We start from the raw sequence: 26,531 nt of genomic DNA, 5'->3' as shown, positions 1-26,531 counted from the left end.
ATCGCGGGCGCGCACAGCACGCCCGGCGGGTGGTAGCGGCGTCATGGCTGGAATGGAAGCATTCAACGCCTTCAATGGCCTCCCGGCCGAAGGCATCGAGCGTTTCCTCCAGGGAGGTCCCGTGAAAATCGCTGCCCGGATGGGCCAGGACCGGTATACCGCCTGCAGCTTTGATGACGGCAATGACCTCGGCCGGCGGCGGAAACTCAGGAAAGCGAATCCCCCGTTTTTCGGTAAACAGATTGGCAAAAAAATCACTCACATCCCGGCAGAAGCCTTTGTCAATAAGGAAGCTGAGCGACTTCCAGCCGCCGCGGGCCGGATCGTGACGGTAAGCACAGTATTCGTCATAGTCAATCGCCAGACCACCGGCAATCAGTTTGCGGATGCTGTCATGGTCGGCCTCTTCCAAAAGCGCGGTGTTATTAGCCAACAACCGCCGAAGCCCCTGGTGCTCAGGGTCAATGCCATAGCCGAGAATGTGGACTGACTTGCCGTTCACCGTCGCCGACACTTCGACCCCGGGAAGAAAGGCGATGCCCGCCGCCGCAGCCGCGGCCCGGGCGGCCGCCAAGCCGTCCACGGTGTCATGGTCAGTAACGGCAAAAAAGCCAATGCCGATAGCGGCCACCTTGGCCACAACCTGCTCCGGCGTCCATGACCCGTCCGAAAAAGTGGTGTGAATATGGAGATCTGTTCTCATTTTTTGTCCCTCGCACGAAAATTGCCAGTCTTCTTAACATACGCGCCTGTTTCAGTGTATCATACACGACCACAGCCCCCCGCACGCACCTGCTTGCGGGGGGCTTCCTCCAATCACCACTCAATTGCACATGCTAAAAGCCGGGGCATAAACATACCTGCCTCTTCAGGCACCGCATTCACTTGTTAAGCTCAGCCCGGTGCTGCTTAAACATCGCGTAGTGCTTTTTCAAGATTTCGGGAATGGGCAGATCATAAGGACAGCGCGTCATACACACGCCGCACTCGACGCACTGCGGCACCGTCTCCATCGCCTTACCCAGATTGGCTACCGCCACCGTCGAGGACATGCGGCGCGCGGTCACACGATAGCCCATAGCCAGCGTGATCATGACGCCGTGCGGGCAAGGCTGGCAGTACTCGCAGCGCCGGCAGAACTGCCGTCCCAGTTCGGCGCGATAGCGTTCCATCAGGGCGAGGTCTTCGGCATCTACCTGATTAGGCGTTTCATAAAAGGCCAAAATCTCATCCACCCCTTCGACGGTCTCAAACCCGGGGAGTGGCACAACATCAGGGAACTGACGCAAATACTTAAAGGCGATGCGCGCGTTGTCGATCACGCCGCCGGCAAAGGGTTTCATGGCCAGAATGCCGAGATTGAGCTGGCGGGCTACCGGGAACAGTTCTTCCGCCGCGGCCGTTTCAATAAAATTAAACGGAAACTGGACGGTTTCAAACAAACCGGTCTTAACCAACTTAATAGCCATCGCCAAGTTGTGCGAAGTAACACCGATATGGCGCACTTTCCCCTGTTCCTTCGCCCTGATGAAGGTTTCCAACGCGCCACCGGGAGCAGTGATGGCCTGCCAATCCTTTTCCTGCGACACCTGATGGAGCTGATAGAGGTCGATATAGTCGGTCTGGAGCATGCGCAGGCTGTTGTCAAGCTGCTCGGCGGCGCCAGCGGCATCACGCTTTTGGGTCTTGGTGGCAAAGATGACCTTGTCGCGCAAGCCCCGAAACGCCTTGCCCATTTTTTCTTCACTGTCTTTATACATGTTGGCCGTGTCATAAAAATTAACACCCAGGTCATAAGCATGCCGCAGCACCCGCACCGCTTCATCGGTGCTCAGCCGGAGAATAGGAATGCCGCCAAACCCGACTTCCGACACTTTCAACCCTGTTTTGCCCAAAATGCGATATTCCATGCGTCTGTCCTCCTTTAACTTTTCGCCGTAACTGCTACCAGCAGAAATCTTTTTGCAATTGTTCGCCGGACAGGCTTGCCTATCCTGCAGCGTAACCTTTCCATTATCGTAACCTTTCTATTTATGAAACGAATTGTCCCTGCCACCTTGTGGTCATGGTACGACAGCGACAACTTATCGGCATTCTTTACAAAGGCCTTGCATAACTCTCGGCAGGATTTGCGTCAGAAATGTCAAAAAACACAAACAGAAAGGAGGAATGAATTACTCGGCGAACAAAATAAGTTTTAACAGAACGACTTTCCAATCCTGCGTTTTATCCGGCACGCCGGCCAGCAGAGGAACAAGACCGGCGATGCTAACTGAGGTATGCCATGAAAATCGGACTACCGCGCGCCCTCCTTTATTACTATTACAATCCCCTATGGCAAAACCTGTTCACAAATCTAGGCTGCGAAGCGGTATTATCGGGGCCTACAACCAAAGAAATCGTCGACCTCGGCGTAAAGTACTCAGTGGCGGAAATCTGCCTGCCGCTGAAAATCTTCTGCGGCCATGTCGCGAACCTGCTAAATACCGGTGTGGATTACATATACATCCCCCGCATGGTTTCGGTGGAAAAACAAAAGTTCTTCTGTCCCAAATTCCTGGGACTGCCTGACATGATGCGGCATATCCTGCCAGAACTAGCGGAGCGCATGATCGCCCCCGATATTTGCTGCCGCCGGGAGACGATCGAAGACTTTGGCGACTATGCCGCTATCGCCCGTCCCCTTGGTGTGAGCGCCGGCGCGGTAAAAAAAGCGCTGGCTGCGGCGATAAGCAAATGGACGGTCTTTCGCCGCTACCATCGGCAGGGCTGCACTATCGAAGAAGCCATGACCTGCCTGGAGAGCGGACCGAAAGGCATGTCCCCGCCGGATTCCCGCCCACTCACCATCGGGCTCTTAGGCTATGTGTACAATATTTACGACAAATTCATCGGCATGGATATCATCGGCAAACTGCGCGCCGCCGGCGCCAATGTCATTACCTTTGAAATGCTGGACGATTATACCATTACCGAAAACCTGCGCCCATTACGCAAGACCATGCCGTGGACGTTCACCAACAAATTGTTAGGCACAGGTTATGACTTTTTTGGTGACCCGCGCATTGACGGCGTCATCCACATCACTGCCTTCGGCTGCGGGCCTGATTCGATGCTCGGGAAAATGCTGGACTTCATCGCGCTGGAGAAAGAAAAAGCCTTCATGACCATCCGGGTTGACGAGCATAGCGGTGAGGCCCACTTGAACACGCGAATTGAGGCTTTCGTAGATATGCTCCGCCGCAAAAAAATGCTTATCCGTCAAGCGAGGTAGCCGCCATGAAGCTGACCTTCCCCTACATGGGGCCAATCCTAGTCTATAAAAAGCTGCTGGAAATGTTTGGCCACGAAGTCGTCATGCCGCTAAAACCCACTCAGCGCACCTTTGACTTGGGGACAAAGTACAGCCCTGAGTTTCTCTGTTTCCCCTTCAAATGCGTCATGGGCACTTATATTGAGGCGATGGAACGGGGCGCCGAGGGTGTGGTAACCACCGGCGGCGACGGTTCCTGCCGCGCCGGTTTCTACGCCGAAGTTCACCGGCGCATCCTCAAAAGTTTAGGCTGGGACGTCCCCTTCTATGTTTTTGACTCTTTCAAACTCCATCCCCGGGCCTTTCTCGCCCAGCTCAGCGAACTAAAGGGTGCCTACTCCTGGACGTACCTAATCAAGGCCATTCGTCTCTGCTATGCCATAATTGCCGCCCTGGACCGGCTGCAGGCCCGCATCCGTCTGTTGCGCCCCTATGAGCAGCACCGCGGTGCCTTTGCCCGCTTATGGAACGAGATTCAGGAAAAGTTTTACCACTGCTCATCCCGCCGGGAAGTGGCCGAGCTGGAACGGGCCGCCGGCGAATGGATCGCTGCCGTGCCCCGCGTGGCCGTCGACCCCGCCCGGACGGTACGCATCGGCATCGTCGGTGAAATCTATGTCGCCATGGAAGGCCATGCCAATATGGAACTCGAAGAATTTCTCGCCACACTGGGCGTGGAAGTGCTTAACTCACAGTATATATCTCACTGGCTGGACCATAAGCTGCATTTTATCCCATGGAAGACTTCTTACATCCGCTCCATTCTCGACCGGGCCACACCATACCTCAAAATTGGTCTTGGCGGCCACGACAAGGAAAATATCGCCCACATGATTACTTTTCGGGAACACGGCGCCGATGGTATTATTCATCTCATGCCCTTCGCCTGCCTGCCGGAATTGGTCACGCAGAGCATCATCCCCCGCATTTCCAAAGACCTGGGCATCCCCATCCTGTCCATCGCCCTGGATGAACAGCGCGGCCTGGCTAATAACCATACGCGCATTGAAGCCTTTATCGACCTGGTCCGTAATACCAAAAAACTGCGTGCCGGCAGCGCACAACCATCCTAGGGGGGAGATATGATGAGCAAAGAGGTATTTCTCGGCGTTGACGTCGGCTCTGTCAGCATTAATGTGGTACTGATAGATGCCGACAATGAAGTAGTATACTCGTCTTATACACGTACCGAAGGACAACCGCTGCTGTCGCTCAAAGAAGCGTTGGCGCTAATGATGAAATCAGCCGGCGACTTTCGCATCTGCGGCGTCGGCACTACCGGCAGCGGCCGTCAGCTGGCCGGCCTGCTGCTGGGCGCCGACATCGTCAAAAACGAAATTACCGCCCATGCGACGGCCACCGTAACCTACCATCCTGATGTGCGCACCATTTTTGAAATTGGCGGACAAGACTCGAAAATTATCATTATCCGTAACCAGATGGTCGTTGATTTTGCCATGAACACCATCTGCGCCGCCGGTACCGGTTCCTTCCTCGACCACCAGGCTGAGCGACTGAAGATCCCCATCAGCGAGTTCGGCGATTTGGCGCTAAGGGCAACCAAAAGCGTGCGCATCGCCGGCCGTTGCACCGTTTTCGCCGAATCGGATATGATCGCCAAACAGCAGTACGGTTTTTCCAAGCCGGAGATTATCCGCGGCCTGTGTGAGGCGCTGGTCCGCAATTACATCAACAATCTGGGACGCGGTCGCGACCTAGAGCCGCCTTACGTCTTTCAAGGCGGCGTGGCCGCCAACAAGGGTATTGTTGCCGCCTTTGAACAGGAAATGGGGCACCCCATCATTATCCCTAAATATTACAACGTAATGGGCGCCATCGGCGCCGCCATCCTGGCCCGCGAGCATATTGCCGCCACCGGCCGGTCCACGGCCTACCGGGGCGCTGCCGCCCTGAAAGTGGAGTTTGTCCCAACCAGCTTTATCTGCAACGGCTGCGCTAATATGTGTGAAGTCGTGAAAGTAATGATGGACAGTGAAACAATCGCCATTTGGGGCGACAAGTGCGGCAAGTGGTCAAGCAGCGTGATTGTTGCTTAAAATTGCCAGATAGCGCTATAACATAGCGAGGCTGGCTTTGGCGCACACTAGGGCCATGTACAGGTTTTTTGTGTACGGCGCCCTGGGGTGGTGCCTGGAAGTTTTATGGACCGGACTGGGTTCGCTCTTGTCCGGCGATGTCCGCCTAACGGCCAAAACCTATCTGTGGATGTTCCCCATCTATGGGCTGGCGGTGCTGTTTGAACCAGTCCATGACCGCATCCGCGCCTGGCCAATTACTTTGCGCGGCCTGGTATGGATGGTACTATTCTTCGCCGTGGAATACGCTAGCGGCTGGCTGCTCCGCCTCCTGACCGGCGTCAGCCCCTGGAACTACTACCATGCCCGCTGGCACCTTGACGGCCTCATCCGCCTGGACTACGCCCCCGTCTGGTTTGCCGTCGGCCTATTATTTGAGAAAATCCACGACCGACTGCGAAGTATGAAAATATTATGAGCGTGTATACGCCACAGGCCCCGGGCGACTGCGCCGCCCGGGGCCTGTAAGCTCTCGTCATATTATCGGTTGTCTACCTTTTCCGGATACATATCATGGTAAAACAGCCGTTTTTCCGCCACCTGCTCCCATTTGGTGCCCGGCTTGCCATAGTTGCAGTAGGGGTCAATGGAGATGCCGCCGCGCGGCGTGAACTTGCCCCACACCTCGATGTACTTCGGATCAAGCAGGCGGATTAAGTCTTTCATAATAATGTTGACGCAATCTTCGTGGAAATCACCGTGATTGCGAAAGCTCATCAGGTAGAGCTTTAACGATTTGCTTTCCACCAGCAGTTTGTCCGGCACATAGGAGATGTAAATAGTAGCGAAATCGGGTTGGCCTGTCTTGGGACAGATGCTGGTAAATTCCGGACAATTGAACTTAACAAAATAATCATTTTCGGGATGCTTATTTACGAACGCTTCAAGAATGGACGGGTCATATTGGTATTTATAAACCGTCTCCTGACTGCCAAGCAGCGTCACGCCGCTTAATTCATGTTCACTTCTTCCCGCCACAAAAATACCTCCTTGACCGGTTTTTCCATTATTATAACCTCTCTTTGCGGATATTAGGGCAACAAAAAAAGGGCCTGCGCCCATAAACATGCTGCGTTAAAACATTGCAGCCAGTCCCTAGTTTTGTTTATAGACAGGATGGGGTTGCGAACTGTCTTATCTATTTGTCATACCTATTATAGCACAGGGTATAATTAGTGGCAATCGAAGGCTGAATTTATTAGAATAAAATAAATACAAAACATAGCTATATGGGAAATTAGGCGTACAATGGTAGGTAGTAAGCAGCTTCATTCAGGCGAGGTGATACAATGGTCCGCGACTTTGGCTGGTGGCTCAGGCTATTTTTTTACTTGTTTATCCTGATGCTTTGCCTACCGGTTATTGTCCTAAAAGTGCTGTCGGTATTGAACTAAGCCGCAGCGATTCGGCCGGGCACGATTATTCTGTCTTAAAAGAATCGTAAAGCGCCTTATATTCCGGCGTCGGCTCAATCGTCTGATAAATATAAAGATGCACCCCGTTCGGGTCGTCGACGACGAAACTGCGCTCGCCCCACGGCTTATCCTGTACTTCCTGCTTGATATCCAGACCGGCAGCTTTTAGCCGGCAATATTCGGCGTCAACATCGTCTACTTCATACGAAATTATAATCCCCTTGCCGCCAAAAAACTCGCCGGCTTCCCGCTGCGGCAGGGTAAAACTGATCCCCGTGGTTGGCATCTGCGGCGATACAAGCTCAATGTACCAGGACGATTCGTAAACCAGCTTGAAATTAAAATATTTTTGGTAAAACTCCTTTGATTCTTGCATTTTGTTTGTACTTATCGTAACATCCACCCGTTTGATCTTCATTTTATCTCCTCCCGTTTCGGCTAAGCTATCGTTCTGATAAATTATTCATTATTTATGTATTTATATGCAAAACCATTAATTCCTGCTTGAGCGGAAGCTATTATAAGAAAAAATCTGCCGCTTAGCGCGACAGAACGGCTCCCCGGGTTATTAACATTGCTCATAACCATTGACCAGTACCGCTAATTCCCCGGTATGCGGCTCAAAAATCAGCCCATGCACCGGGATATCAGGAGGTATCAACGGGTTATTTTTAATTTTTTCCACGACCTGCCGTACGTTATCATGGGGGCGGTGGAAATTATCCAGCCATAGCTCGAAATCCTCCTTCACCATCTTAATTGCGTCATGTGATATGCCCCTGCGCAACATTTTTTCGATAATTGCCTGCGAAGTAGAATGAGCAACACCGCAATCTTCATGGCCTATTACCATAATCTCCTTAACATCAAGCTCAAAGATGGCGATTACAAGGCTTCTGATTGTAGCTTCAAAGCTGCCGGTAATAGAATTGCCGGCGTTTTTGATAACTACCGCTTCCTCCCTTTTGATGCCAAGCGCCGGTTCTAAAAAATCAACAAGCCGCGTATCCATGCAGGTAAATATGGCCAATTTCTTTTTTGGAAACTTGCCAACCTTGGGCGCTGTTTGTTTAAATTCTTCCGATACGTTTTGAACAAAAGATTGGTTTACCGCCAATATTTGTTCCAAAAGCGTCATAATTCGCCTCCCGCTATGCTGGTTTTGTCATGGATATAAGTTTTGCCCAATGTTCTAACTTTTAAGTTTATTCTCTTCAAAATATATTCACCAAAAGTTGGAAAAATACTTTTATCCTTGAGGAAAACCGGCATCTAAAAATATGTTAAATATGTTCAATATTAAAAAAAACCACAAAGTCCACGGAGAGATAATTATCTCTGGCGCGATGAATCTCGCATCCTCCGCGTCCTCTGCGGTTCAAAAGCGTCGTCATAAATTATTTGCCTTACAGCCGGTCCAAAGTTAGCTAAAGGGCTCAGCATCAAAGAGTATGGTCGACATGACATTTATCTTTCATAGCCATTAACTAGAACGGATAATTCGCCGGTATTCGGTTCAAAAATCAGGCCATGAACAGGAATATCAGCTGGAATCAACGGGTTGTTTTTGATTTTTTCAACTACTTGTTTTACGTTCTCATGGGGGCGGTGGAAATTATCCAGCCATAATTCAAATTCCTCTTTTATCATTTTAATCGCGTCATGTGATATGCCTCTTCGCAGCATTTTATCAATAATTGCCTGCGAAGTAGAATGAGCAACCCCACAATCTTCATGGCCTATTACCATAATCTCCTTAATATCAAGCTCAAAGATGGCGATTACAAGGCTTCTGATTGTAGCTTCAAAGCTGCCGGTAATAGAATTGCCGGCGTTTTTGATAACTACCGCTTCCTGCCTTTTGATGCCTAGCGCCGGTTCTAAAAAATCAACAAGCCGCGTATCCATGCAGGTAAATATGGCTAATTTTTTTTGTGGAAACTTACTGACCTTGGGCGCGGTTTGTTTAAATTCTTCTGATACATTTTGAACAAAAGATTGGTTTACCGCCAATATTTGTTCCAAAAGCGTCATAATTCGCCTCCTACGGTAATTGTTTTATTACATATTATGGTTTAAACGCGCGAAGCATTCAAGAACAGGACGTTTGTCAGGTCAACGCCAATGATGTTATTTAATAAAGAGCAGGAGGCCACCACCTTCCCGCTCTTTATTGTTAATATAATATCATATATGCTCTATGACTGGCAGTATTTATGGCAACAATAAATGATTAATCTTTAACGTTTGCTAAACTACTTTCCATTATTACCATTAGCGAATTTAAAATCATTTTTTTCTAATAATAGCGAAGTTAAAACCCCAAAAATAATAGCCCAGAAAGGAGCACCAATATTCAAGATCGACAAATTGGTAATAGCGACGAAAAAGGCTACAACCGCACCCGACCGGAACTGACCGGAGAAGGCGCCTTTAAAGGCGCTGCCAAACACGTCAAACATTGCAAGTCCTGCCAATACGGCGGTAAATTCAGACGGAACAAGTTTGACCGCGTCTATAGCCACTTTTGCGGAAAGCGCAAATAAAAACCAGAATACCCCCTCAAAAAATGCCGCAATAAACCGCATATCTTTTCTTTCCCCAGCGGCCGAGCTGGAACAAATTGCTGTACTTGGCCCGGCAGTAACAGCCGGATGAGCACCAACCAAACCATTGATAAAAGCACCGATACTGGGAACCAAATACATGGCATTGATCGGCGGTTTATAGCCTTCTGCCATAAGCACGCCAACCGCTTGAATGTTCTGCACGCCAATAACCAGGAAAAATAAGGGAACACTAATGTTCAATATGGCTTTAAGGCTAATGTCAGGAATAACAAAGACAGGTTTAGCCAATTGCAAATTTAATGATACCGGCTTAACCAGGCCGAAAGAAGTCAACAAAATGGCGCCGGCAATCATGGCGATCATAATGGGCGGTATTTTCTGCGAAAAACGCCGGAACGTCATAGTGATAAAAAAGACTACCAGCATGACGCCATAAATCGAAGGGGTTTTAATTGCCGCGGAAAACATGCTAACACCGAAACTTAACAGCACGCCACCGACCATGCCAAGCATTATCGGAACCGGTATATGGTCAACAACCTTTTTAATGGCTCCTGTGGCAGTAAGAGTAAATGTTGCCAAGCCAACGAGCATATAAGCTCCGACAGCTTCATTAAGCGTAAATTGTGGCAATACTTTGCCTAAAAGCACTGCACCAGGTATACTATAAGCAATAACGACTGGAATACGATACCGCAAAGACATAAACATCGTTGAAAGACCGCCGAAAACATAAATACCAAACAACCACGAAACCGCCTGGGCATCTGTCAGTCCGCCCTGTTTGGCGGCATTCATCACGATTACACCGGGCCCAAGAGTGCTGAATAAAGTAGCTACCAGACCCGTTCCCACACCAGCTGCACTAATATTCGCCCATAATATTTGCAAGCTTTCTCTTAAGCTGTAGCCTTTTTCCATTATCATGCTAAATCCCTCCCTGCAACGAGTTATTAAGTTTGAATTAAGTCCCTTGGGTATTGTGTTAAAATCTCATTGTTTTTCGCACCGATAAAAATGCAGTCCGTAACTCTTGGGCCACCAATGCCTTTTTTGTATATTGTTGGCAACAATACATCCACTACCATTCCCGCTTCAAGCAGGTCAGCTCTACCTTTCCCAATAATGGGATAAAATTCAGACTGCCTTAAGCCAACACCATATCCAATAATATCCAAATAATAATTTCCAAAACCTGCCTCTTCGATAACCGCCCGAGCAACAGCATCAACCTCGGCAGCAGTAACCCCTGGTTTAAGGGCATTTATTGCAGCATCTTGGGCTTTTAGTAGCAATTGATATACATCCCTATAACCAGTAGCAACACTACCAACCGCTACGGTCCGGCACATTTTAGCACAGTACCCTTCATATGTTGCCCCTAAGTGGACGACAACAATTTCACCTTCGTTAATAACTTTATTGCTCGCGCACGGATGGGTCAACAACGCCCGTTCTCCGGAAACTACTTGCGGGCGAAAAGGCGAACCGCCGGAACCGGCCTTTAACATAGCGTATTCAGCCTCGGCCAGGACTTCCACTTCCCGTATCCCTGGTCTTATCGACCTCACGGCAGCTTCCATCCCGGCACATACAAAACTGCTTGCTTTTCGGATTTTCGCTACCTCTGACGCTTCCTTTACAGCCCTAATCCTGTAGAAAAGCTCACTTGCATCCACGAAGCTATTTTCTGAAAACGCTTTCCGCAAACCATCGTAAACCGCAAACGGCACAAAATACCGTTCAAAACCTATCCTTGCCGGCCTAGGAGTTACGGCCTTGATAACTTCCACGCATTTTTCCGCAAGGTTTTGCCGCGGGAAATGATAGCCATATGTTTTCAGCCCCGTTTCTTGCCTCACGTATTCCGCGTCAAGCCAAAGCGTAACTGCACACGGCTCGCCTTGTTGCGGTATTATGACTGCCAGACATTCAATTTGGGTAAGCCCGGTGTAATAAATAAGGTTTTCCCGGTTATTGACAAATAAGATGTCAATATTACAGTCGGCCATCATTTTTTGGGTTTTTTCAAATCTATGCACGTATTCCGGCGGCATCGCAAATCACCCTAGACAGTCCGCGCTTTCTTATTTGCCAACTCTATGGCCACATCAATTATCAGATCTTCCTGACCACCAACGGTCTTAAGTCGTCCCAATTCAATCAAAATATCCCTAGCATCGACTCCAAATTTCTCCGCTGCACGGTATGCATGCAATAGGAAGCTGCTGTATGCTCCTGCATAGCCTATAGCCAACGCTTCCCTATTTATAATCTGCGGCCGTTGCATTAGCGGCGCTAAAACGTCCTCGCTTAGGTCCATTACCTTATAAAGATCTATTCCGGTTTCATATCCCATGCGATTGAGAACAGCTACCAAAACCTCCAATTGGGCATTCCCCGCGCCAGCGCCTAAACCGCGAACCGTGCCGTCCAGTATCGTTGCCCCAGCCTCAATCGCTGCAAGATTATTCCCAATCGCAAGACCCAGGTTATTATGAGCGTGAAAACCTACGGGAAGCGATACAGCAGATTTTACGGCAGTAATTCGAGCCTTGACATCTTCCGGCACCATTGCTCCAGCAGAATCGGCTATATAAACAACATCTGCCCCATAGCTTTCAAATAGTTTAGCCTGTTCAGCCACTTTTTCCGGAGACGCCATATGCGACATCATTAAAAAACCGATAGCTTCAAGCCCATTCTTTTTGGCAAAAGCAATGTGCTGCTCGCCAACATCAGCTTCTGTTACATGAGTTGCGACCCGAACAGTCTTCACCCCATATTCCATTGCAACCTTCAAATCTTCAATCGTACCGATTCCCGGAATTAGCAATACATCAAGCCGCGCTTGCTTTACCGCTTGCGATACAGCCTTAAAATATTCCCGATCTGCCGCCTTGGCAAAACCATATTGCATTGAGGATCCACCAATACCATCGCCATGGCCAAATTCAATTGTCCCCACGCCGGCTTCATCCAAACGCGAAGCAATCAAGGCCATCTGCTCCGGCGTTAATTGGTGGCTAACAGCATGCATCCCATCCCGTAATGTAGTGTCAATTATTCTAATCCGCTTCACCTAAAACACCGCCTTTTGCTTAAACTGAGCATAACGCTCCCCAACTGCGACGGCAGCTGCAGTAATAATATCAAGATTGCCAGAATAAGTTGGCAAATAATCACCAGCCCCTGTAACTTCAATCATTGCTACCACCCGTTCGCCATCGGCATAAGGGGGAACTTTGAGCCGATATCCTGGTACATAACGTTGAACTTTCGCAACAATTTCATTTACACTTTTCACAATATCGTCAATCCGTCGTGTATCACACTTGGCATAGATGGTATTGCGCATCAAGATCGGCGGTTCTGCCGGGTTCAGAATAATTATCGCCTTAGCGTCTTTGGCACCACCGACGGAGATTAGGCCCCGCCGGGTCGTTTGCGTAAATTCGTCAATATTTTTCCGCGTGCCAGGTCCAGCACTTCGACTACTGATAGTCGCCACTATTTCCGCATATTCTACCTCGGTCACCCGGCTGATACCGTACACGATCGGGATCGTCGCCTGTCCGCCGCAGGTTATTAAGTTGACATTTATGGCACTGTTTAGGTGCTGATCCAAGTTTACGGCCGGAACGACATAAGGCCCCACCGCCGCCGGGGTAAGGTCTACCGTGAACAGACCGGCCTCCTTTAAAAGCGGCGCATGCTTGAGGTGTGGCTTAGCTCCAGTAGCATCAAAAACGATGTCCAGCTGATCCTTTATCGCCAATACGCCGTCAATCCCCTCCAGGGAAGTAGGAATCCCTTTGGAAGCGGCGATTTTCAACCCTTCTGACTGCGGATCAATTCCTGATACCAACGCCACTTCATGATAAGGACTCCTTAAAAGTTTTAACATTAAATCAATGCCGATATTTCCCGGCCCCAGCACCGCTGCTCTCAGTTTTTTCTGCATCTTTTGGTCCTCCTTTTAGATAAACCGGGCACTGACGCTGCCGATATGGTCGAACGTCGCCCTGATGTTGTCCCCCGCGGCTACCGGACAGGCGGCGGTTAGTGATCCGGACATGATTATATCTCCAGCTTTGAGGATAATTCCGTACTGGGAAAGTTTATTAGCCAACCAGGCCACGGCATTTGCCGGATGCCCAAGTACGGCCGCGCCAGCCCCGGTAGCAACGATTTCGCCGTTTTTCTCCAGTACCATCCCCATGTAGCGCATATCTAGCGCCCCGACAGGCAGCAACTTGCCACTGAGGATGACTTTGCCAATGGAAGCGCCGTCGGCAATGGTGTCCTGAATTTTAATCTTCCAGTCTTTTATGCGGGTATCAATAATTTCCAGCGCCGGCATAATTCCTGCCGTAGCCTCAAGCACCTGCGCCACGGTGACGCCGGGACCGGCCAAGTCGCGCTTCAGCACGAAAGCAATTTCCGCCTCCACTTTTGGGGCGATGAGCTCGTTCATGCTGACCGCATCGCCCTCCAGCGCCATCATGCGGTCAGTGATGTAGCCATAATCCGGTTCAAACACGCCGAGAGCGGCTTGCATGGCCTTGCTGGTCAGGCCAATTTTACGGCCTACGACAACATGCCCATCGCTTTCCCGCAATTTTTGGCCTACAAGCTGTACCTGATAGGCATCTTCGTTAGTGATGTCCGGATAACGCGCCGTTAGCGCTTCAATAGGTGTCCGCGTCGTTTCCGCTTGGTAAAGTTCTTTAGCTAGTTGTTCTATGATGGTTTTTTCCATGATCTTCCTCCCCGCTAGTTTGATGGGTATGATGCTGCCAGTGCTTACCGCTTAGCTTCTGGCGTAAGATTTGCGCAATTTCTTCCGCCAGCGCGACTTTATCAATCCGCCCCGTCCGGCAATATCGCCTCAAGACAGCGCTGCTCGCCACCACCTCGTCGTGGGGGCCGGGAAGATTAATAATTGTGGCGATACCGCACTGTCCTACACCAATGCGTACCCCGGCTTTAACATGCCGGCCGCTGCCTTGCTGAAACTTGACAATCCACGGGGTTGCCGCCGCCGGATCAATCGCAGTTGTTGCCTCAACGCTGAAGTCTTTGTCTTCGGCACCGACACCGCCCGTGGTAATTATCAAACCAAAGCCACGGTCAATAGCATCCTCAATTTTTCTTTTAATTACTACAGCATCGTCATCAAGGATACCGCCAAACTCAACGTTGTAGCCTTGTTCGGTTAAGAAGCGCATGAGATAAGGTGAATTGGTATCTTCAATCATTCGCTCTTTCACTTCAAATCCGGTGGCAAACACTATTGCGCGTCGTAGTACCGCCTGCTCAATCTCGGTAGCCAGCTGTTCCGTACGCGCAATAAGTTCGCTGGCCTGCTGTTCATCAAAGGCGATAAGTCCCATTATACCTGACGAATCCACATAGGCGTCAGCGGTAACGGTAAGCCCGGGCACTGTGGCTAGTTTGGCAAGAATAGCCTGCTCCTTGCCGGCAATTTGGCTCATGTCCAAACTCTTTTCGAGGATGTCTAGGCAAATATGGTCAGGCCTTACATCTACCACCAGCACGCTGGCCGGGGGGATAGCTAACGCCTCAGCCACTTTCTCCGCTGCGAGACTTAAATTGGTATTATCCAAAACAAGTCCAAAAATACGCAGCTCAGTTTTTTCGAGCAAATTCAGCTGCATGCCGCTGCCTCCCCACAAACCTCGAGCTTCATATCAAGAAGCGGGGCATCAATAATGGCGACGCCAATGTCCAGAATATCAATGCCCCGGCCTTTTAGTTCAGAAATGGCTTCTATCTTGATGCCTTTTGCAAAAGCAATTTGGACTCTGTCGCGCCAACCTTTGGCCATGAGCGCCTCGTGCACCGCTGTTACGTCCTCCAGCCGCCCGGTATCCACCATAATGATGTCCGCGCCGCATTTCACCGCCGTGAGTGCTTCCTCGACGACAGGGCCATAATACCCTTTAAGCTGGATGACTTTTTGTTTGTCATCCATGTCTCTCACGGCGGTGAGGGTAGCTTCAATGCCACCTAACATGCGAACAAAGTTTTTATCCAAGTAGAGAAACGGCTGGTCGGAAATCCGGAAAGCGGCCTGGCCGCAGGCCACCGCTTCCCGGACAATATGTTTAATCTCGGGGGGCATTTTTTTCCATGCTCCGCAAACAATGCGGAGGTCAGGCCCGGCCGCTTGAACGGCCTTTTGCGCTGCCGTTGCTATCCCAGATGGTTTAGCCATTATACCGATGACGATTTCTTCGGCCATGGCAATCTGTTTGGCCTGACCCGTAATGGTGGCTATTACTGCGCCCGCGTCAACGGCGGCGCCGTCGCCTAGCAGCTGGTTGACGGTGACGCCAAGGGACATTAAGGCCTCGGCCAGCCGCTTGCTCCCTGCGATGATGCCGCTCGATTCGGTGATAACTTTGGCCATAAACGTGCGATTGCCAACCGAAGCAAAGATGGCATCTCTTATATCGGGTGGCGTCTGAATTTTTTGCTGCATTTTGCCTTCCTCCGCTTTTTCGAAACCTTACAGAGAAACACCGCGCTGCTTAAGCCACTTGGGCATTAGTTCCTGATCGACCCGGGCCGATACTTCGGGAGCCTTACGTATCAGCAACTCAGCCAATGATTTACTTACATTTATACCGCCCATGGCGCCGTCAAAGATAATAACCTTGTCAGTCTTGGCCGCTTTGTAGGCAAAGTGCATCGCCTCGTCCAATTCATTGGCCACAACCGCATATTTCATGTACGACAAATTTTGCGGGTCGGAATTGAACAAGTCTGCTTGCTCCTGGCCAACCACGATGGTGGGCACATGCTCGGAGAAGAAAGCACTTGGATAACCGCCCCACGCGTAGTTGTGCACAACCATTTTAATCGCCGGATTGACGGGTAGCACACCGTCAATCAAGGGTTTGCCGTCTTTACGATAGAAAGCCTCGGTATACCAGGTATATGGCGGCAGCCCTTTGTCGAGGTCAAACAAGTCTTGATTCGCACCGGCAAAGTTGGCATAAATCACGCCAGCAGCGAACACATAGGGCACCGGGCAGGGGAAGTCGAGACCGACGATACACTCATCAATTTCGCCCAGCAGCGTCATAATTTTGCCATAATATTTGAGACCTTCGACCGTTATCTGGTCATTGAGAACATAGAGGTCATTTTCGGCGCTTACGCCAACTACGCCGCTCGGCGACATATTCAAAAAGGCAGCGAAAGCAAATTTATTTTTAACAAACTCCGACTCAAAGATGGCGCGGGCAGTAAAATTCGCTCCCCGCGGGCCCATGTTCCAATGATAGGTAGAGCGGGTTTCAATCCGCGCGTAGGACATACCAAAAGGTTTAACCGCCCGGTCGACCTGACGGTGGAAATGCACTTCCCGCACATCACTGTTATGCACATGGACAATCCAGTCGGCATCATAAACGGCTTTGATACCATATAAGGTGCCAATTTCAGTCTGAATGGCCACCCCTTCATCAATAGGAGCTATGCCACGCGCCTTACCTTTATAATGCTCGTCAAGCCCATACCGCTTAATATACTCTTCCGTCTCACGGAACCGTAGACCTACGCCCGCCCGCAACCGGATATCCGATGCACCGGTTCGTTCAGCAATAATATCGCGCACCGCCCGGAGCAGTTCAGCATAAGGCTCACCGCCAAGAAGAGTAAAACCGTGGTGGGAGGCGAGCACATTTACCGAATCCCCTGGTTTAATCATGGACATATCGACCTTACGGAGCGCAGCTTCCGCCGCTTGGCGAATAGCGGCTATGCCATTCTCACTGGGGTAGATGACGTCCGGCGTATCTTCAAAGAGGTCTTTAATCAGCAGGGACGTCATTTCCGGGTATTCGGCCATCCGCTTTTTCACGAGTTCCGGGGCAATGCCATACTGCGAGGCCCGCGGAGCCATGGGAGTAATTGGTTTACGCATCATTCGGAATCCCTCCCGCTCGGTTTAGCTTCAACGACTTTGTCCAAAAGTTTTATATCTTCATCGAAGTAGAAGCCGCGACTATTGTACTTGGCTTTAACTTCTTCCGGAATATCCCAAACGGTTGGCGTAAGACCATACCACTGGTAGCCGGACGGGCGCTCAGGCGTAATGCCGGCTGCCTTGAGCAGTCGAAGTACTGGCTGAATGCATTCCACTTTGCAACCCATGCGGATGCCGGTCTGGCGGGAAATCTCCTCCGGTGTCTTAGCCCCTTTGAGGATAGCGCCGGCTACTTCCTCCGCCCTGGTTGCCGTACAGTAACAAATAATTTGCTCTGGATTAAGTTTAGCTTTGGTACACAGAGCAGAAATCTCGTTATAATCAAGATCGGTAATATCCACCTTCACCGTGTACGGTTTTTCCAGTTTTTCCATGGTAATCGCATAAACGGGACACCGTTGATTGCATGCGCCGCAACCACGACAATTATTAAGGTCAATTTCTGCTTTGCGCTCTTTAATCGTAATTGTTTCAGCAGGGCAAACTTTGGAACAAACGCCGCAGCCAATACATTTGTCCTTGTCCACAACAGGTTTCAGGGATACAAGTTTCACACTTTAAACCTCCTTTTCTACCTTTCATCTTGGTAAAAATCAATAAAATTAAGAAGCAATAATTTATATACACCTCCCCTATTGTCCTATATTATCGGACAGTGTTCATATTTTATGTTTTAGCAATCATATGGTAATATGTTTAAACTTTTTTTATTCTTTGCAACCAAATTCAGCCGAAATAGTGCGGGACATTTCTACCACATCGCGAATAATCATATTTAATTTTTCGTTCATCCGCATCGTCGGCCCCGAAATACTAAAAGCAGCAATAACCAGTCCCCGGTGATTTTTAATTGGCGCCGCTACGCAAGTGAGACCAATTTCAAATTCTTCTTTATCTAAGGCATAGCCACACTGGCGAATTTCAAGCAAATGTTGTTTTAATTGTTCATAACTGGTAATGGTATTGGAAGTAAATTTATGCAAAACCCGTCCGGCCATCACTTTTTCAAGCTCAGTATCGCTTAGCCAGGCAAGCAACACTTTACCTACGCCAGTACAATAAGCCGGGTTACGCCCACCAATTTGTGATGCAATACGAATTGAATGTGGACTATCCACTTTGTCAATATATATTACTTCTCCTTTGGATAATACGGCTATATGCGCCGTTTCGCCATATTTTTCCACAAGCTTCCGGAGATGAGGAATTGTAAGTCTTCGAATATCCATACTCGAATAAACGACTTGTCCTAATTCAAAAAGCTTCATCCCTAAAGAATATCGGCCTGTCGACTGATCTTGGTGCACATACCCCAGTTGTTCCAGTGTAGAAATTAGACTATGCGTAGTGCTTTTACTAAGACCGATGGCACGGCTAATATTACTAAGACTGTCTTCATTACCGGACGCAGCTAGATGTTCAAGTATTTTAACCGCTCTAGCCACAGATTGAATCTGGCGACCAGAGTTACTTTCTGACAGCATTACATCACCTCTTTGAATTATCAAAAAACAAACCAGTCTTAGCAGTATTTTAGATATCCCCTATAACAACTCGTCGGTGAACATTTTGCATCTTCCTAACACATAAGCATGAATAGCTTTTAGAGGGATATTATGCTTTTCGGCAATCATACGGCAATCCTCATATTCGGGAGCTACATTAATTATTTGCTCATCCATTTTGCCGATTTTTACGCGCACCTCTCCCCAGGGCGTATCAACTTTAACTATTTCCCGTGCAACATGAAATGAATCACACTCAAAAACACGAACTCCCAGGGTGCTAGTTTCTGTTAAAATTATGCGAATAATTTCATTCAACTTATCAGCCGCTGTTATCACTGTTAGCTTAGTCCCTGGCCGGTTCTTCTTCATGTTTACGGGCGTAAGGTATACATCGTAGGCCCCAACGGCAAACAACCGCTCCATGACATAGCCATAAAGCTGCGGGTTAAGATCATCTATATTTGTCTCCACTAACTTTGCCTTTTGCCCTTGCGCTAGCATCTGGACTGTACCAACATAGACACGCAGCACGTTGGGAATATCGAGATCCATGCTCCCCGCGCCATACGCAACACGCTCTGTTTTCATATATACTGGCAACGTACCAAATTCCTGGACTAAGCTAGCAACTAAAGCCGCTCCAGTAGGCGTGACCAATTCGCCTTTGATTTTATCACTATAAAACGGAATTCCTTGGAGAAGTTCAGCGGTGGCAGGTGCTGGGACAGGCATTAATCCATGATCGCACTTTACATAGCCAGAACCAACATGTAATGCCGAAGCAAACACATGTTTAATTCCAAGATATTCAAGACCAATAACTGTGCCTACAACATCAATTATCGAATCTATTGCTCCCACTTCGTGGAAATGCACCTTATCAACCGAAGTGCCATGAACTTTGGCTTCAGCCTCAGCTAAACGAGCAAAAATCGCCTCTGCCTGTTCCTTTATCGATGTAGCTAAGCTACTTTTTTTAATGATTTTCTGAATATCGCCAAAATTACGCGAAGGTTGAAACCATTGACGAAATTCCACATTGAAGTATCGAGCCCTTATACCCTTCTTGACTATATCTTTATTAATTAGCTTATAGCCAGAAATATCTAATTTTGCTAACTCTGTCTGCAAATGCTCGATTGGTAATCCGGCATCAAGCAGGGCGCCAATCATCATGTTACCACTAATGCCGGAGAAACAGTCAAGATAGATGGCTTTCACTTGTTCACCTCTAAGTTAATCCGATATAATCGGATGGCGTTCGTAAAATTCCATAAACCAACTAAATTGATATGCTGATATTATAATTTTGATATTTTTTTGTTTTTTCCTGCTGCTATTTTTAAAAATTTTTAATTCCAAATTCTTTTTTCAAAAATAAAAAAATCCTTGCTCTATACAAAAAGCAAGGATTTTTAACAAGCTATATACTTACCAGCAAGTAATCGGCTCGATATCGGCCATTGTTCTGAGGCCCGGCCGGGCTTTGGCGACCACCGGAATGGCGTTGACAAGAATGGCGCAGGTGGCTACGTCGCCATTAACGCCGCCATTGATGCAACTATCAATCGCCGGCTCGCCGTCAATGACAATACGGTCGCGCGCACCGGGCTCACCGATCGCGGCGCGGAAGATAAGGGAAATGACCTCTTCCCCGCCCATGACGCCGCGGCCTAACTGCTGCACGCCGAGAACATTGCCGGGCTCAATGACCATACTGTCGGTTGTTACCCGCCGCTCGGCGATAATGGGCGTGATAATATCTTCGGTTTTATCAAGCTGCCAGCCTAAACGGGCAGCAATCAAGTGCATCGACTCGGTTAGGCCCACATGCCGCAGGGTGCCTTCCTCCACCTTCTTATAAAACTCTTCTACCGTAAGCCCGGCGCCGATTTTCTTTTGGAACGGAATGCGCCGGAACGTGGCGTCCTGAATGCGCTCGACCGTTACCTTGCGCACCTTGCGGCATACGCCGGTCATGGCCGCCGGCAAAAAATCCATGAGAAATCCGGGATTGACGCCGGTCGCGAGTACCGCCGCATTGCTCTTTTTAGCGGCCCGGTCAATGCTGGCCGCCAGTTCAGGCTGGGTTTGCCAGGGATAACTAAGTTCCTCGCAGGAAGAAACAACACTCACGCCGTAAGGCAAGATCCGGAGAAGCTGATCGTGAACTTTCGCCAGGCTGGACGCAGTCGTCAGCACGACAACATCGGCCCTGCCGCCCCCCAGCACCGCATCGATATCAGCCGTTACGGTGACGCCAAGCGGCGCCAGACCGGCCAATACGCCGACGTCTTGTCCCACCTTGGCCGGGTCGGTGTCAATAGCCCCGACAATTTCAAGGCTAGGTCGCTCTGCCAAATACTGCGTCACCTTGTTACCAATCGGACCTAGCCCCATCTGCGCGATTCTCAGTTTTTCCGCCATTTCTCCTCTCTCCTTTGGTTCAGGGTAATGAAAAAATAAAAAGACCAAAGAACAGATGCGCCTGCCTCGCAAGTTCCTTGGTCTTACTTATCTCAGTGGCACGAAGGACGTTCATGCACCAATAAATAAGACAATATTTTATTACTATTTTATTACTTTCATTATAACATAACTGCCGGAAAATTCAACCACCAAGATGCAACTGCTGTTTTTTCACCATCATATATTTATTATGAGCATCCTTTAGGGCAACAATGAGCGCTTTCTGCACCAGGCCGAAAAAGCGACGGCGAATGGCATCGGTCATTTCGCCCACTCCCGCAGCCAAGTTGTGGCCGATGAGCAGTGAACGGATAAAGCCTTCGGTCATCGGACTGGCGGTATTGCAGGCTGCATCGACGATCTGGTCGGTCCGGGCATCTACGACCATGCTTACAAAAAACACCTGATAGATGCTGGCAATCGGGTCGTCTTTGCCCGGTTTGGCTACCCCGGTAACGAAGACGGTACTTGACCCATATCCAGACATCGTGTTAGGCCTCCACCAGCCGGAGGGCCGTACGGACCATAATCTCTACCCCGTACCCCAGGCTGCGTTCATCAATATCGAATTTGGGGTGATGATGGGGATAGACAATCCCCTTTTCTTTGTTGCCAACACCGACGAACATAAAGCACCCCGGCGCTTGCTCTTGGTAATAGGAGAAGTCTTCGCCCACCATTGCTGGGCTTAGCTCAATCACTTTATCGCCGCCCAACACTTCCCGGCCGACGGTGGCAACGACTTTTGCCACCGCGGGGTCGTTGACAACCGGTGGGTAGCCGAAATATTTTTCCAGTGTGAAGCTAGCGCCCGCCGCCGCACAAATGCCTTGGCAAACCTGCTCAATGCGGCTGAAAACTTTTTCCCGCACATGGGACGCAAAAGTACGCACCGTCCCCTTTAGCAACGCCGTGTCGGGAATGATATTGAAGGCGTCGCCGCTCTTAAAGACGCCAATAGACAATACTGCTAGTTCGTTGGCATTAATGTCGTTGCCCGTAATGGTCTTGAGCGCAAGAACAATTTGCGCGCCCACATACAGCGGATCGATCGTCTCATGGGGCATCGAACCATGGCCGCCTCGGCCTTTGATGGTAATGGAAAACTCGTCAGGCGACGCCATCATCGGGCCATAGGTAATGCCCAATGTGCCGACGTCGAGCGGTTGCCAAAGATGGGCGCCAATGACGGCATCCACGCCTGCCATGGCGCCGTCTTTAATCATAGCCAACGCCCCGCCGGGGAACCGTTCTTCACTCGGCTGAAACAGCAAACGGACATTGCCCGGCAGTTCTGCTTGCAGCCTGGTAAACACCTTGGCAACGCCTAGCAGCATGGCCGTATGACCGTCATGGCCGCAGGCATGGCAAACACCGGGTATTTGCGATCGGTACGGCTGCTCAACTTCGTCCTGAATAGGCAAGGCGTCCATGTCGGCGCGGATGGCCACCGTCTTACCTGGTTTGCCGCCTTTAATTTCGGCAATAACGCCAGTGCCCGCTGCCGGCCGGGGCTCAAGCCCCATTGCCTTTAGTTCAGCCATGACTTTTTGCTGGGTCGCAAACTCCTGACCGCCAATTTCGGGATGGGCGTGAAAATGGCGCCGCAACCCGACAATATATTCATGGTTTTCTTTAACCAGCGCATGTATTTTTTGTTCCATATCAATCACCCTTTCATGCATAAACTACTTTTATTGTGTATACCATTCTCTTGTACATACCATTCTCTGCCAAAGCCGCAGTTCCTTCCTGAAAAGCGCCCGTAGTTGTATATTCCTGCCGGCAGTGCTAGTATATATTTAAGATTGGCAACAACCTGGCTCTAGCAGATTGCGGAGGTTAACGTGAACGGATACCGAAAAAAAGACGACCAGTACTATCGCCTTATTACCGAGGCGCGTAAATGCTTTGAGCGGCAGGAGCGGGAGAAAGCCTGTTATTGGTACGCACAGGCCGGCCTCCATCAGCGGCCGGACGCCGAAATGCGCGATTTGGCTGACTTTTTGGTCGTGGCCATCGAATTTCGGCCAGAACTGGCCGGCGACATCGCCCGCCTGCTTTTGGCCAAAAGCGAGCCCCTGCCGCCCCTTTATATCCAAGATCTATTCTTTTGTGCCTTGACCATCGCTGACCACGTTTTGGAACAAGAAGTGACAAAGAGAGTGCTGGCCGGACCGCTTACCCCAAATCTGTGTGTCCGGATCGCCGATATGTATTTTGAATACGCCGCCGACCGGCGCCACCAGGTCAGAGCGGCCCAGTGGATCCGGCGGGCGACCGAAACCGCCCCCCTAACCTTTGACGACTGGGCAGCCAAAGCCTACGCCTTTTATCTTTTGCTCGACGACGAAAAAGCGCCACTGGCCGTTCTCGGCTGCGCGCAAAGGTGCGTGGAATTGGCCGAAACCACGCCAACGATTGACCTTGACGCCCTGCAGGACTTAGTGGAAGCCCTCAGCATCCTTGATGACGGCAGTATCATTACGAAGCATCTCTATGATAAAATCCTGGCCAACAACCTTATTCCCCTGCCGGACAAACACCGCATCTGGCAGGAGATTAAAGGCAATCAGGGCTACTTATAACCCACCCTGAAAATCGGCTATTTTAAGCCAGAATATTAGGAACCACAGAGGACACGGAGGAATATTTTTTCTTTAATATCTTTAGCGCGATGAATATCGCGCCTGGCGTGTTCTCCGTGGTTAAAAATATTTTTCATTATTTGTGGTGCCAAATGTATTGGCATGATTATCTTGGCGAGTTTTTAGTCGCAGCAACGAAAGGGGGACGAATGCCATGAAGGAAAAGCTTAAGCAGTTTTGCCGTTCGCTAGGACTAGACCTCGTCGGCATCGCCCCCCCTGGCCCATATCACGAACTCGCGGCGATACTTTATGACCGCATGGCCAAAGGCCAGAGCACCGCGTTTGACGAGCCCGACATCGCCAAACGCATTGACCCCCGTCACACCATGCCTGATGTCCAGTCCGTGATTGTCTGCCTGTTCCCCTATTACACCGGCGAACAAAGGCCAACCAATCTCGCCAAATACACCCACGGACTTGACTATCACCATATCATCCGCCGCAAGCTGGACGAGATCGGCCACTACCTGCAGGCGAACATTCTGGACTTCGCCTATCAGCCGTTTGTGGATACCGGACCGCTGGTAGACCGCTATTTGGCTTATCTGGCCGGTCTGGGCTTCTATGGCATCAATAGCCACATTATTACTGAAAAATATGGCTCCTATGTGTTTATCGGCTATCTTCTCACCAACTATCCCTTTGCCCCAGACCAGCCGCTAAATCGTACCTGCATCCAATGCGGTCAATGCGTGAGGATGTGCCCCGGCCAAATCATTCTCGGCAATTTTGCCATCGACCCGCGAGGCTGCCGCTCTTATTTGACGCAGAAAAAGGGCGAATTATCCCCGGCCGAAATCAGCATTATTCGAAAGACCAGCCTTGTCTTCGGCTGCGACGTCTGCCAAGATGTTTGCCCCCATAACCAGGGCGTCAACCTAACGCCCCTTGCCGAATTCAAAGACCAACTTCTCCCGTGGCTAGACGAAAATGAAGTCGCCGCCCTATCCAATAAAGAATTTACCCGTCGCTACGGTGACCGCGCCTTCAGCTGGCGAGGAAAGAAAATACTCCTGCGCAATTTTGCGTATACCCAAGGCCAGCAGTGCCGCTAAAAACAATGCCCCCTCCCGACTACAGGAGGGGGTAAAAAATTAGCAGTATAAGTACCGGTTAAGGCATGCGGCCGCACAGCGTTTGCCGCGGCCATCCTGCTGATATTTTGTTTTATAGTAGTCCCGCTTCTTGGCAATTCGCTGCAAACAGTCAATGAGCACATCCACTTCGCGGCAATCGTTGTACAAGCCGAAACTCACCCGCACCAAACCGGGAACAAGAACATCGTCATGAGTCTGATAATAAGCCACCGCCTCGTCGCTTAGATTCAAGAGCTTTTCCACATAGGGGTGAGCGCAGAAGAGGCCGCTGCGGGACGCAATCCCCGCTTCCTGGGCGAGAATGTCGGCGACTACACTGTGGTGCAACCCTTCAAGCGTGAAGGAAATCAAACTCACCCGGTCTTCGCTTTTATCCCGGCGACTATACAGCGTCAGCCCCGGCACTGTGGCCAAACCTTCTATGGCATATTCGATCAATTTTCGTTCGTAGCCGGCAATTGCCTTCATATCCAGGCTCAGAAGCGTCTTAATCGCCGTCGCCAGTGCCAGCACCCCCATCATATTCGGGGTGCCGGCTTCAAAGCGGGCTGGCGGTTCATCCCATTGTACAGACTGAGAGGAAACCAGCCCGACTGCCCCGCCGCCTTTGTAGACCGGTGCGGCATTTTCAAAGGCGTCCCGCGGGCCAATGAGGGCACCGGCGCCGAAGGGGGCATACATCTTATGGCCGGAAAAGGCCAGATAATCAATATGTTCCAGCGAGTTAACCGGCTTCATATCCACCGGAACATGGGAAACAAGTTGCGCGCCATCGACGAAAATTTTGGCGCCATACTTGTGTGCCAGGCGGGCAATCTCATAAATAGGGTTAATATACCCCGTAACATTGGAAGCGCCGGTAACGGCAACCAGTTTAACCCTGCCCTGATACTTAAGCAGTTTGGCCTCCAAATCCGGCAGTGACAGTCGGCCATATTCGTCGATAGCGACATAATCGGTCGTAAACCGCTCCCGCCATGGCAAATCATTGGCCAAATGCTCCATCTGGGTGGAAAGCACGACCTGGTCACAGCCGGCCGCGGCCAAAACATGGGCCAGTATGTTGATTGACTCGGTTGTATTTTTGGTAAAGATGACCACGTCATGGCCAGAGGCGTTGACAAACCGCCGGACAACCTCCCGCGCCGCTTCATAGAGCTTAGAAGTCAAAACCGACTTGTAGCCTTTTCCCCGGTGAACAGACCCATACCAAGGCGCGTAATTCATGATCTCGGTCATCACCGCGCGGAAGGGCGGAGTCGTCGCTGCATTGTCGAAATTAATTGCTGTCACATATTGGCCGTCAGCCAAGGGTACCTTGACGTCCACCCCGGCAACCACGTTCCGTAGATAAAGGCCGATATTCGGACAACGCATTTGAAATCACCACCAC

Annotated in this window: 27 protein-coding genes; 6 read left to right on the top strand and 21 right to left on the bottom strand. The window is 50.0% G+C overall.

The genetic code is table 11. The features are described from left to right. Both TCARDRAFT_RS04025 and TCARDRAFT_RS04020 read right to left on the bottom strand, forming a co-directional pair. Positions 1–703 (bottom strand): PHP domain-containing protein (locus TCARDRAFT_RS04025; RefSeq protein ID WP_040683014.1); only part of this gene is annotated, 703 nt, incomplete at its 3' end. A 178-nt stretch (positions 704–881) separates the two neighbouring features. Continuing rightward, positions 882–1,910, bottom strand: coding sequence for an aldo/keto reductase (locus TCARDRAFT_RS04020; protein ID WP_007288724.1), 1,029 nt, complete (start codon positions 1,908–1,910; stop codon positions 882–884). 374 nt (positions 1,911–2,284) lie between these two features. Here TCARDRAFT_RS04020 and TCARDRAFT_RS04015 point away from each other — a divergent pair, with 374 nt between their 5' ends. The 4 genes from TCARDRAFT_RS04015 to TCARDRAFT_RS04000 are packed head-to-tail and all read left to right on the top strand — an operon-like array spanning position 2,285 to position 5,827. Next, positions 2,285–3,274 (top strand): acyl-CoA dehydratase activase-related protein, encoded by a 990-nt coding sequence (locus tag TCARDRAFT_RS04015; RefSeq protein ID WP_007288723.1) that lies wholly within the window; start codon positions 2,285–2,287, stop codon positions 3,272–3,274. Between the two features lie 5 nt (positions 3,275–3,279). Beyond that, positions 3,280–4,386, top strand: a complete 1,107-nt coding sequence (locus tag TCARDRAFT_RS04010; protein WP_007288722.1) for a 2-hydroxyacyl-CoA dehydratase — start codon at positions 3,280–3,282, stop codon at positions 4,384–4,386. A gap of 9 nt (positions 4,387–4,395) precedes the next feature. Then, positions 4,396–5,370: an acyl-CoA dehydratase activase gene (locus tag TCARDRAFT_RS04005; RefSeq protein WP_007288721.1), complete on the top strand. Its 975-nt coding sequence runs from the start codon at positions 4,396–4,398 to the stop codon at positions 5,368–5,370. Positions 5,371–5,407: 37 nt separating this feature from the next. Continuing rightward, complete coding sequence (locus tag TCARDRAFT_RS04000) at positions 5,408–5,827, top strand: putative ABC transporter permease (RefSeq protein ID WP_232199086.1); 420 nt, start codon at positions 5,408–5,410, stop codon at positions 5,825–5,827. Positions 5,828–5,889: 62 nt separating this feature from the next. On the opposite strand, the gene queF is transcribed toward TCARDRAFT_RS04000, so the two are convergent. The 18 genes from queF to TCARDRAFT_RS03910 all read right to left on the bottom strand — a co-directional run bounded on the left by queF (position 5,890) and on the right by TCARDRAFT_RS03910 (position 23,055). After that, a complete protein-coding gene (queF, locus tag TCARDRAFT_RS03995) occupies positions 5,890–6,387 on the bottom strand; it encodes a preQ(1) synthase (protein ID WP_007288719.1) in 498 nt (165 codons plus the stop codon). Between the two features lie 441 nt (positions 6,388–6,828). Next, positions 6,829–7,242 (bottom strand): VOC family protein, encoded by a 414-nt coding sequence (locus TCARDRAFT_RS03990; protein ID WP_007288718.1) that lies wholly within the window; start codon positions 7,240–7,242, stop codon positions 6,829–6,831. A 150-nt stretch (positions 7,243–7,392) separates the two neighbouring features. Further along, positions 7,393–7,962: a beta-class carbonic anhydrase gene (locus tag TCARDRAFT_RS03985; RefSeq protein WP_007288717.1), complete on the bottom strand. Its 570-nt coding sequence runs from the start codon at positions 7,960–7,962 to the stop codon at positions 7,393–7,395. A 329-nt stretch (positions 7,963–8,291) separates the two neighbouring features. After that, entirely contained in the window at positions 8,292–8,858 is a 567-nt protein-coding gene (locus TCARDRAFT_RS03980; RefSeq protein WP_007288716.1) for a beta-class carbonic anhydrase, read from the bottom strand. A gap of 221 nt (positions 8,859–9,079) precedes the next feature. Next, positions 9,080–10,315 carry a benzoate/H(+) symporter BenE family transporter gene (locus tag TCARDRAFT_RS03975; protein WP_198003888.1) on the bottom strand — a complete coding sequence of 412 codons (1,236 nt, stop codon included), beginning with the start codon at positions 10,313–10,315 and terminating at the stop codon, positions 9,080–9,082. Between the two features lie 32 nt (positions 10,316–10,347). Next, the gene (locus tag TCARDRAFT_RS03970; RefSeq protein WP_007288714.1) at positions 10,348–11,451 is read right to left on the bottom strand and encodes a M24 family metallopeptidase; all 1,104 of its coding nucleotides are present in this window, start codon (positions 11,449–11,451) and stop codon (positions 10,348–10,350) included. 11 nt (positions 11,452–11,462) lie between these two features. Then, positions 11,463–12,476, bottom strand: a complete 1,014-nt coding sequence (gene dmpG / locus TCARDRAFT_RS03965) for a 4-hydroxy-2-oxovalerate aldolase (RefSeq protein WP_007288713.1) — start codon at positions 12,474–12,476, stop codon at positions 11,463–11,465. Beyond that, complete coding sequence (locus TCARDRAFT_RS03960) at positions 12,477–13,358, bottom strand: acetaldehyde dehydrogenase (acetylating) (RefSeq protein WP_007288712.1); 882 nt, start codon at positions 13,356–13,358, stop codon at positions 12,477–12,479. Positions 13,359–13,373: 15 nt separating this feature from the next. After that, a complete protein-coding gene (locus tag TCARDRAFT_RS03955) occupies positions 13,374–14,156 on the bottom strand; it encodes a 2-keto-4-pentenoate hydratase (protein WP_007288711.1) in 783 nt (260 codons plus the stop codon). Next, positions 14,125–15,075: a molybdopterin-binding protein gene (locus TCARDRAFT_RS03950; RefSeq protein ID WP_007288710.1), complete on the bottom strand. Its 951-nt coding sequence runs from the start codon at positions 15,073–15,075 to the stop codon at positions 14,125–14,127. The genes TCARDRAFT_RS03955 and TCARDRAFT_RS03950 overlap by 32 nt, the downstream gene beginning before the upstream one ends. Then, positions 15,066–15,902: a beta/alpha barrel domain-containing protein gene (locus TCARDRAFT_RS03945; protein WP_007288709.1), complete on the bottom strand. Its 837-nt coding sequence runs from the start codon at positions 15,900–15,902 to the stop codon at positions 15,066–15,068. Before TCARDRAFT_RS03945 ends, TCARDRAFT_RS03950 begins: the two co-directional genes overlap by 10 nt. 27 nt (positions 15,903–15,929) lie before the next feature. After that, a complete protein-coding gene (locus tag TCARDRAFT_RS03940) occupies positions 15,930–17,354 on the bottom strand; it encodes a hypothetical protein (RefSeq protein WP_007288708.1) in 1,425 nt (474 codons plus the stop codon). Then, positions 17,351–17,968, bottom strand: a complete 618-nt coding sequence (locus TCARDRAFT_RS03935) for a 4Fe-4S binding protein (protein ID WP_007288707.1) — start codon at positions 17,966–17,968, stop codon at positions 17,351–17,353. Before TCARDRAFT_RS03935 ends, TCARDRAFT_RS03940 begins: the two co-directional genes overlap by 4 nt. Positions 17,969–18,121: 153 nt before the next feature. Beyond that, positions 18,122–18,898 carry an IclR family transcriptional regulator gene (locus TCARDRAFT_RS03930; protein ID WP_007288706.1) on the bottom strand — a complete coding sequence of 259 codons (777 nt, stop codon included), beginning with the start codon at positions 18,896–18,898 and terminating at the stop codon, positions 18,122–18,124. Between the two features lie 60 nt (positions 18,899–18,958). Next, complete coding sequence (gene larC, locus TCARDRAFT_RS03925) at positions 18,959–20,143, bottom strand: nickel pincer cofactor biosynthesis protein LarC (protein ID WP_007288705.1); 1,185 nt, start codon at positions 20,141–20,143, stop codon at positions 18,959–18,961. A gap of 210 nt (positions 20,144–20,353) precedes the next feature. Beyond that, complete coding sequence (locus tag TCARDRAFT_RS03920) at positions 20,354–21,349, bottom strand: NAD(P)H-dependent amine dehydrogenase family protein (RefSeq protein WP_007288704.1); 996 nt, start codon at positions 21,347–21,349, stop codon at positions 20,354–20,356. A 184-nt stretch (positions 21,350–21,533) separates the two neighbouring features. Beyond that, positions 21,534–21,878: a DUF3870 domain-containing protein gene (locus TCARDRAFT_RS03915; protein WP_007288703.1), complete on the bottom strand. Its 345-nt coding sequence runs from the start codon at positions 21,876–21,878 to the stop codon at positions 21,534–21,536. 4 nt (positions 21,879–21,882) lie between these two features. Continuing rightward, entirely contained in the window at positions 21,883–23,055 is a 1,173-nt protein-coding gene (locus TCARDRAFT_RS03910) for a M20 metallopeptidase family protein (RefSeq protein ID WP_007288702.1), read from the bottom strand. 183 nt (positions 23,056–23,238) lie between these two features. Between TCARDRAFT_RS03910 and TCARDRAFT_RS03905 the strand changes: the two genes are divergently transcribed. Together TCARDRAFT_RS03905 and queG are read left to right on the top strand one after the other, a co-directional pair. After that, positions 23,239–23,979 (top strand): hypothetical protein, encoded by a 741-nt coding sequence (locus tag TCARDRAFT_RS03905; RefSeq protein ID WP_007288701.1) that lies wholly within the window; start codon positions 23,239–23,241, stop codon positions 23,977–23,979. A gap of 214 nt (positions 23,980–24,193) precedes the next feature. After that, positions 24,194–25,096 (top strand): tRNA epoxyqueuosine(34) reductase QueG, encoded by a 903-nt coding sequence (gene queG, locus TCARDRAFT_RS03900; protein ID WP_007288700.1) that lies wholly within the window; start codon positions 24,194–24,196, stop codon positions 25,094–25,096. Between the two features lie 39 nt (positions 25,097–25,135). On the opposite strand, the gene TCARDRAFT_RS03895 is transcribed toward queG, so the two are convergent. After that, the gene (locus TCARDRAFT_RS03895) at positions 25,136–26,515 is read right to left on the bottom strand and encodes an aminotransferase class V-fold PLP-dependent enzyme (protein WP_007288699.1); all 1,380 of its coding nucleotides are present in this window, start codon (positions 26,513–26,515) and stop codon (positions 25,136–25,138) included. Positions 26,516–26,531 lie beyond the last annotated feature (16 nt).

The sequence above is a fragment of the Thermosinus carboxydivorans Nor1 genome (genome assembly GCF_000169155.1).
GTDB lineage: Bacteria > Bacillota > Negativicutes > Sporomusales > Thermosinaceae > Thermosinus > Thermosinus carboxydivorans.
This window is presented reverse-complemented; position numbering and strand designations above follow the sequence as displayed.

Excerpts from the sequence above, each read along its gene's own strand:
- TCARDRAFT_RS04020 (WP_007288724.1), bottom strand. The coding sequence starts at position 1,910 with ATGGAATATCGCATTTTGGGCAAAACAGGGTTGAAAGTGTCGGAAGTC.
- TCARDRAFT_RS04015 (WP_007288723.1), top strand. The coding sequence starts at position 2,285 with ATGAAAATCGGACTACCGCGCGCCCTCCTTTATTACTATTACAATCCC.
- TCARDRAFT_RS04010 (WP_007288722.1), top strand. The coding sequence starts at position 3,280 with ATGAAGCTGACCTTCCCCTACATGGGGCCAATCCTAGTCTATAAAAAG.
- TCARDRAFT_RS04005 (WP_007288721.1), top strand. The coding sequence starts at position 4,396 with ATGATGAGCAAAGAGGTATTTCTCGGCGTTGACGTCGGCTCTGTCAGC.
- TCARDRAFT_RS03990 (WP_007288718.1), bottom strand. The coding sequence starts at position 7,242 with ATGAAGATCAAACGGGTGGATGTTACGATAAGTACAAACAAAATGCAA.
- TCARDRAFT_RS03985 (WP_007288717.1), bottom strand. The coding sequence starts at position 7,962 with ATGACGCTTTTGGAACAAATATTGGCGGTAAACCAATCTTTTGTTCAA.
- TCARDRAFT_RS03980 (WP_007288716.1), bottom strand. The coding sequence starts at position 8,858 with ATGACGCTTTTGGAACAAATATTGGCGGTAAACCAATCTTTTGTTCAA.
- TCARDRAFT_RS03975 (WP_198003888.1), bottom strand. The coding sequence starts at position 10,315 with ATGGAAAAAGGCTACAGCTTAAGAGAAAGCTTGCAAATATTATGGGCG.
- TCARDRAFT_RS03970 (WP_007288714.1), bottom strand. The coding sequence starts at position 11,451 with ATGCCGCCGGAATACGTGCATAGATTTGAAAAAACCCAAAAAATGATG.
- TCARDRAFT_RS03960 (WP_007288712.1), bottom strand. The coding sequence starts at position 13,358 with ATGCAGAAAAAACTGAGAGCAGCGGTGCTGGGGCCGGGAAATATCGGC.
- TCARDRAFT_RS03955 (WP_007288711.1), bottom strand. The coding sequence starts at position 14,156 with ATGGAAAAAACCATCATAGAACAACTAGCTAAAGAACTTTACCAAGCG.
- TCARDRAFT_RS03950 (WP_007288710.1), bottom strand. The coding sequence starts at position 15,075 with ATGCAGCTGAATTTGCTCGAAAAAACTGAGCTGCGTATTTTTGGACTT.
- TCARDRAFT_RS03945 (WP_007288709.1), bottom strand. The coding sequence starts at position 15,902 with ATGCAGCAAAAAATTCAGACGCCACCCGATATAAGAGATGCCATCTTT.
- TCARDRAFT_RS03940 (WP_007288708.1), bottom strand. The coding sequence starts at position 17,354 with ATGATGCGTAAACCAATTACTCCCATGGCTCCGCGGGCCTCGCAGTAT.
- TCARDRAFT_RS03930 (WP_007288706.1), bottom strand. The coding sequence starts at position 18,898 with ATGCTGTCAGAAAGTAACTCTGGTCGCCAGATTCAATCTGTGGCTAGA.
- TCARDRAFT_RS03920 (WP_007288704.1), bottom strand. The coding sequence starts at position 21,349 with ATGGCGGAAAAACTGAGAATCGCGCAGATGGGGCTAGGTCCGATTGGT.
- TCARDRAFT_RS03915 (WP_007288703.1), bottom strand. The coding sequence starts at position 21,878 with ATGTCTGGATATGGGTCAAGTACCGTCTTCGTTACCGGGGTAGCCAAA.
- TCARDRAFT_RS03910 (WP_007288702.1), bottom strand. The coding sequence starts at position 23,055 with ATGGAACAAAAAATACATGCGCTGGTTAAAGAAAACCATGAATATATT.
- queG (WP_007288700.1), top strand. The coding sequence starts at position 24,194 with ATGAAGGAAAAGCTTAAGCAGTTTTGCCGTTCGCTAGGACTAGACCTC.
- TCARDRAFT_RS03895 (WP_007288699.1), bottom strand. The coding sequence starts at position 26,515 with ATGCGTTGTCCGAATATCGGCCTTTATCTACGGAACGTGGTTGCCGGG.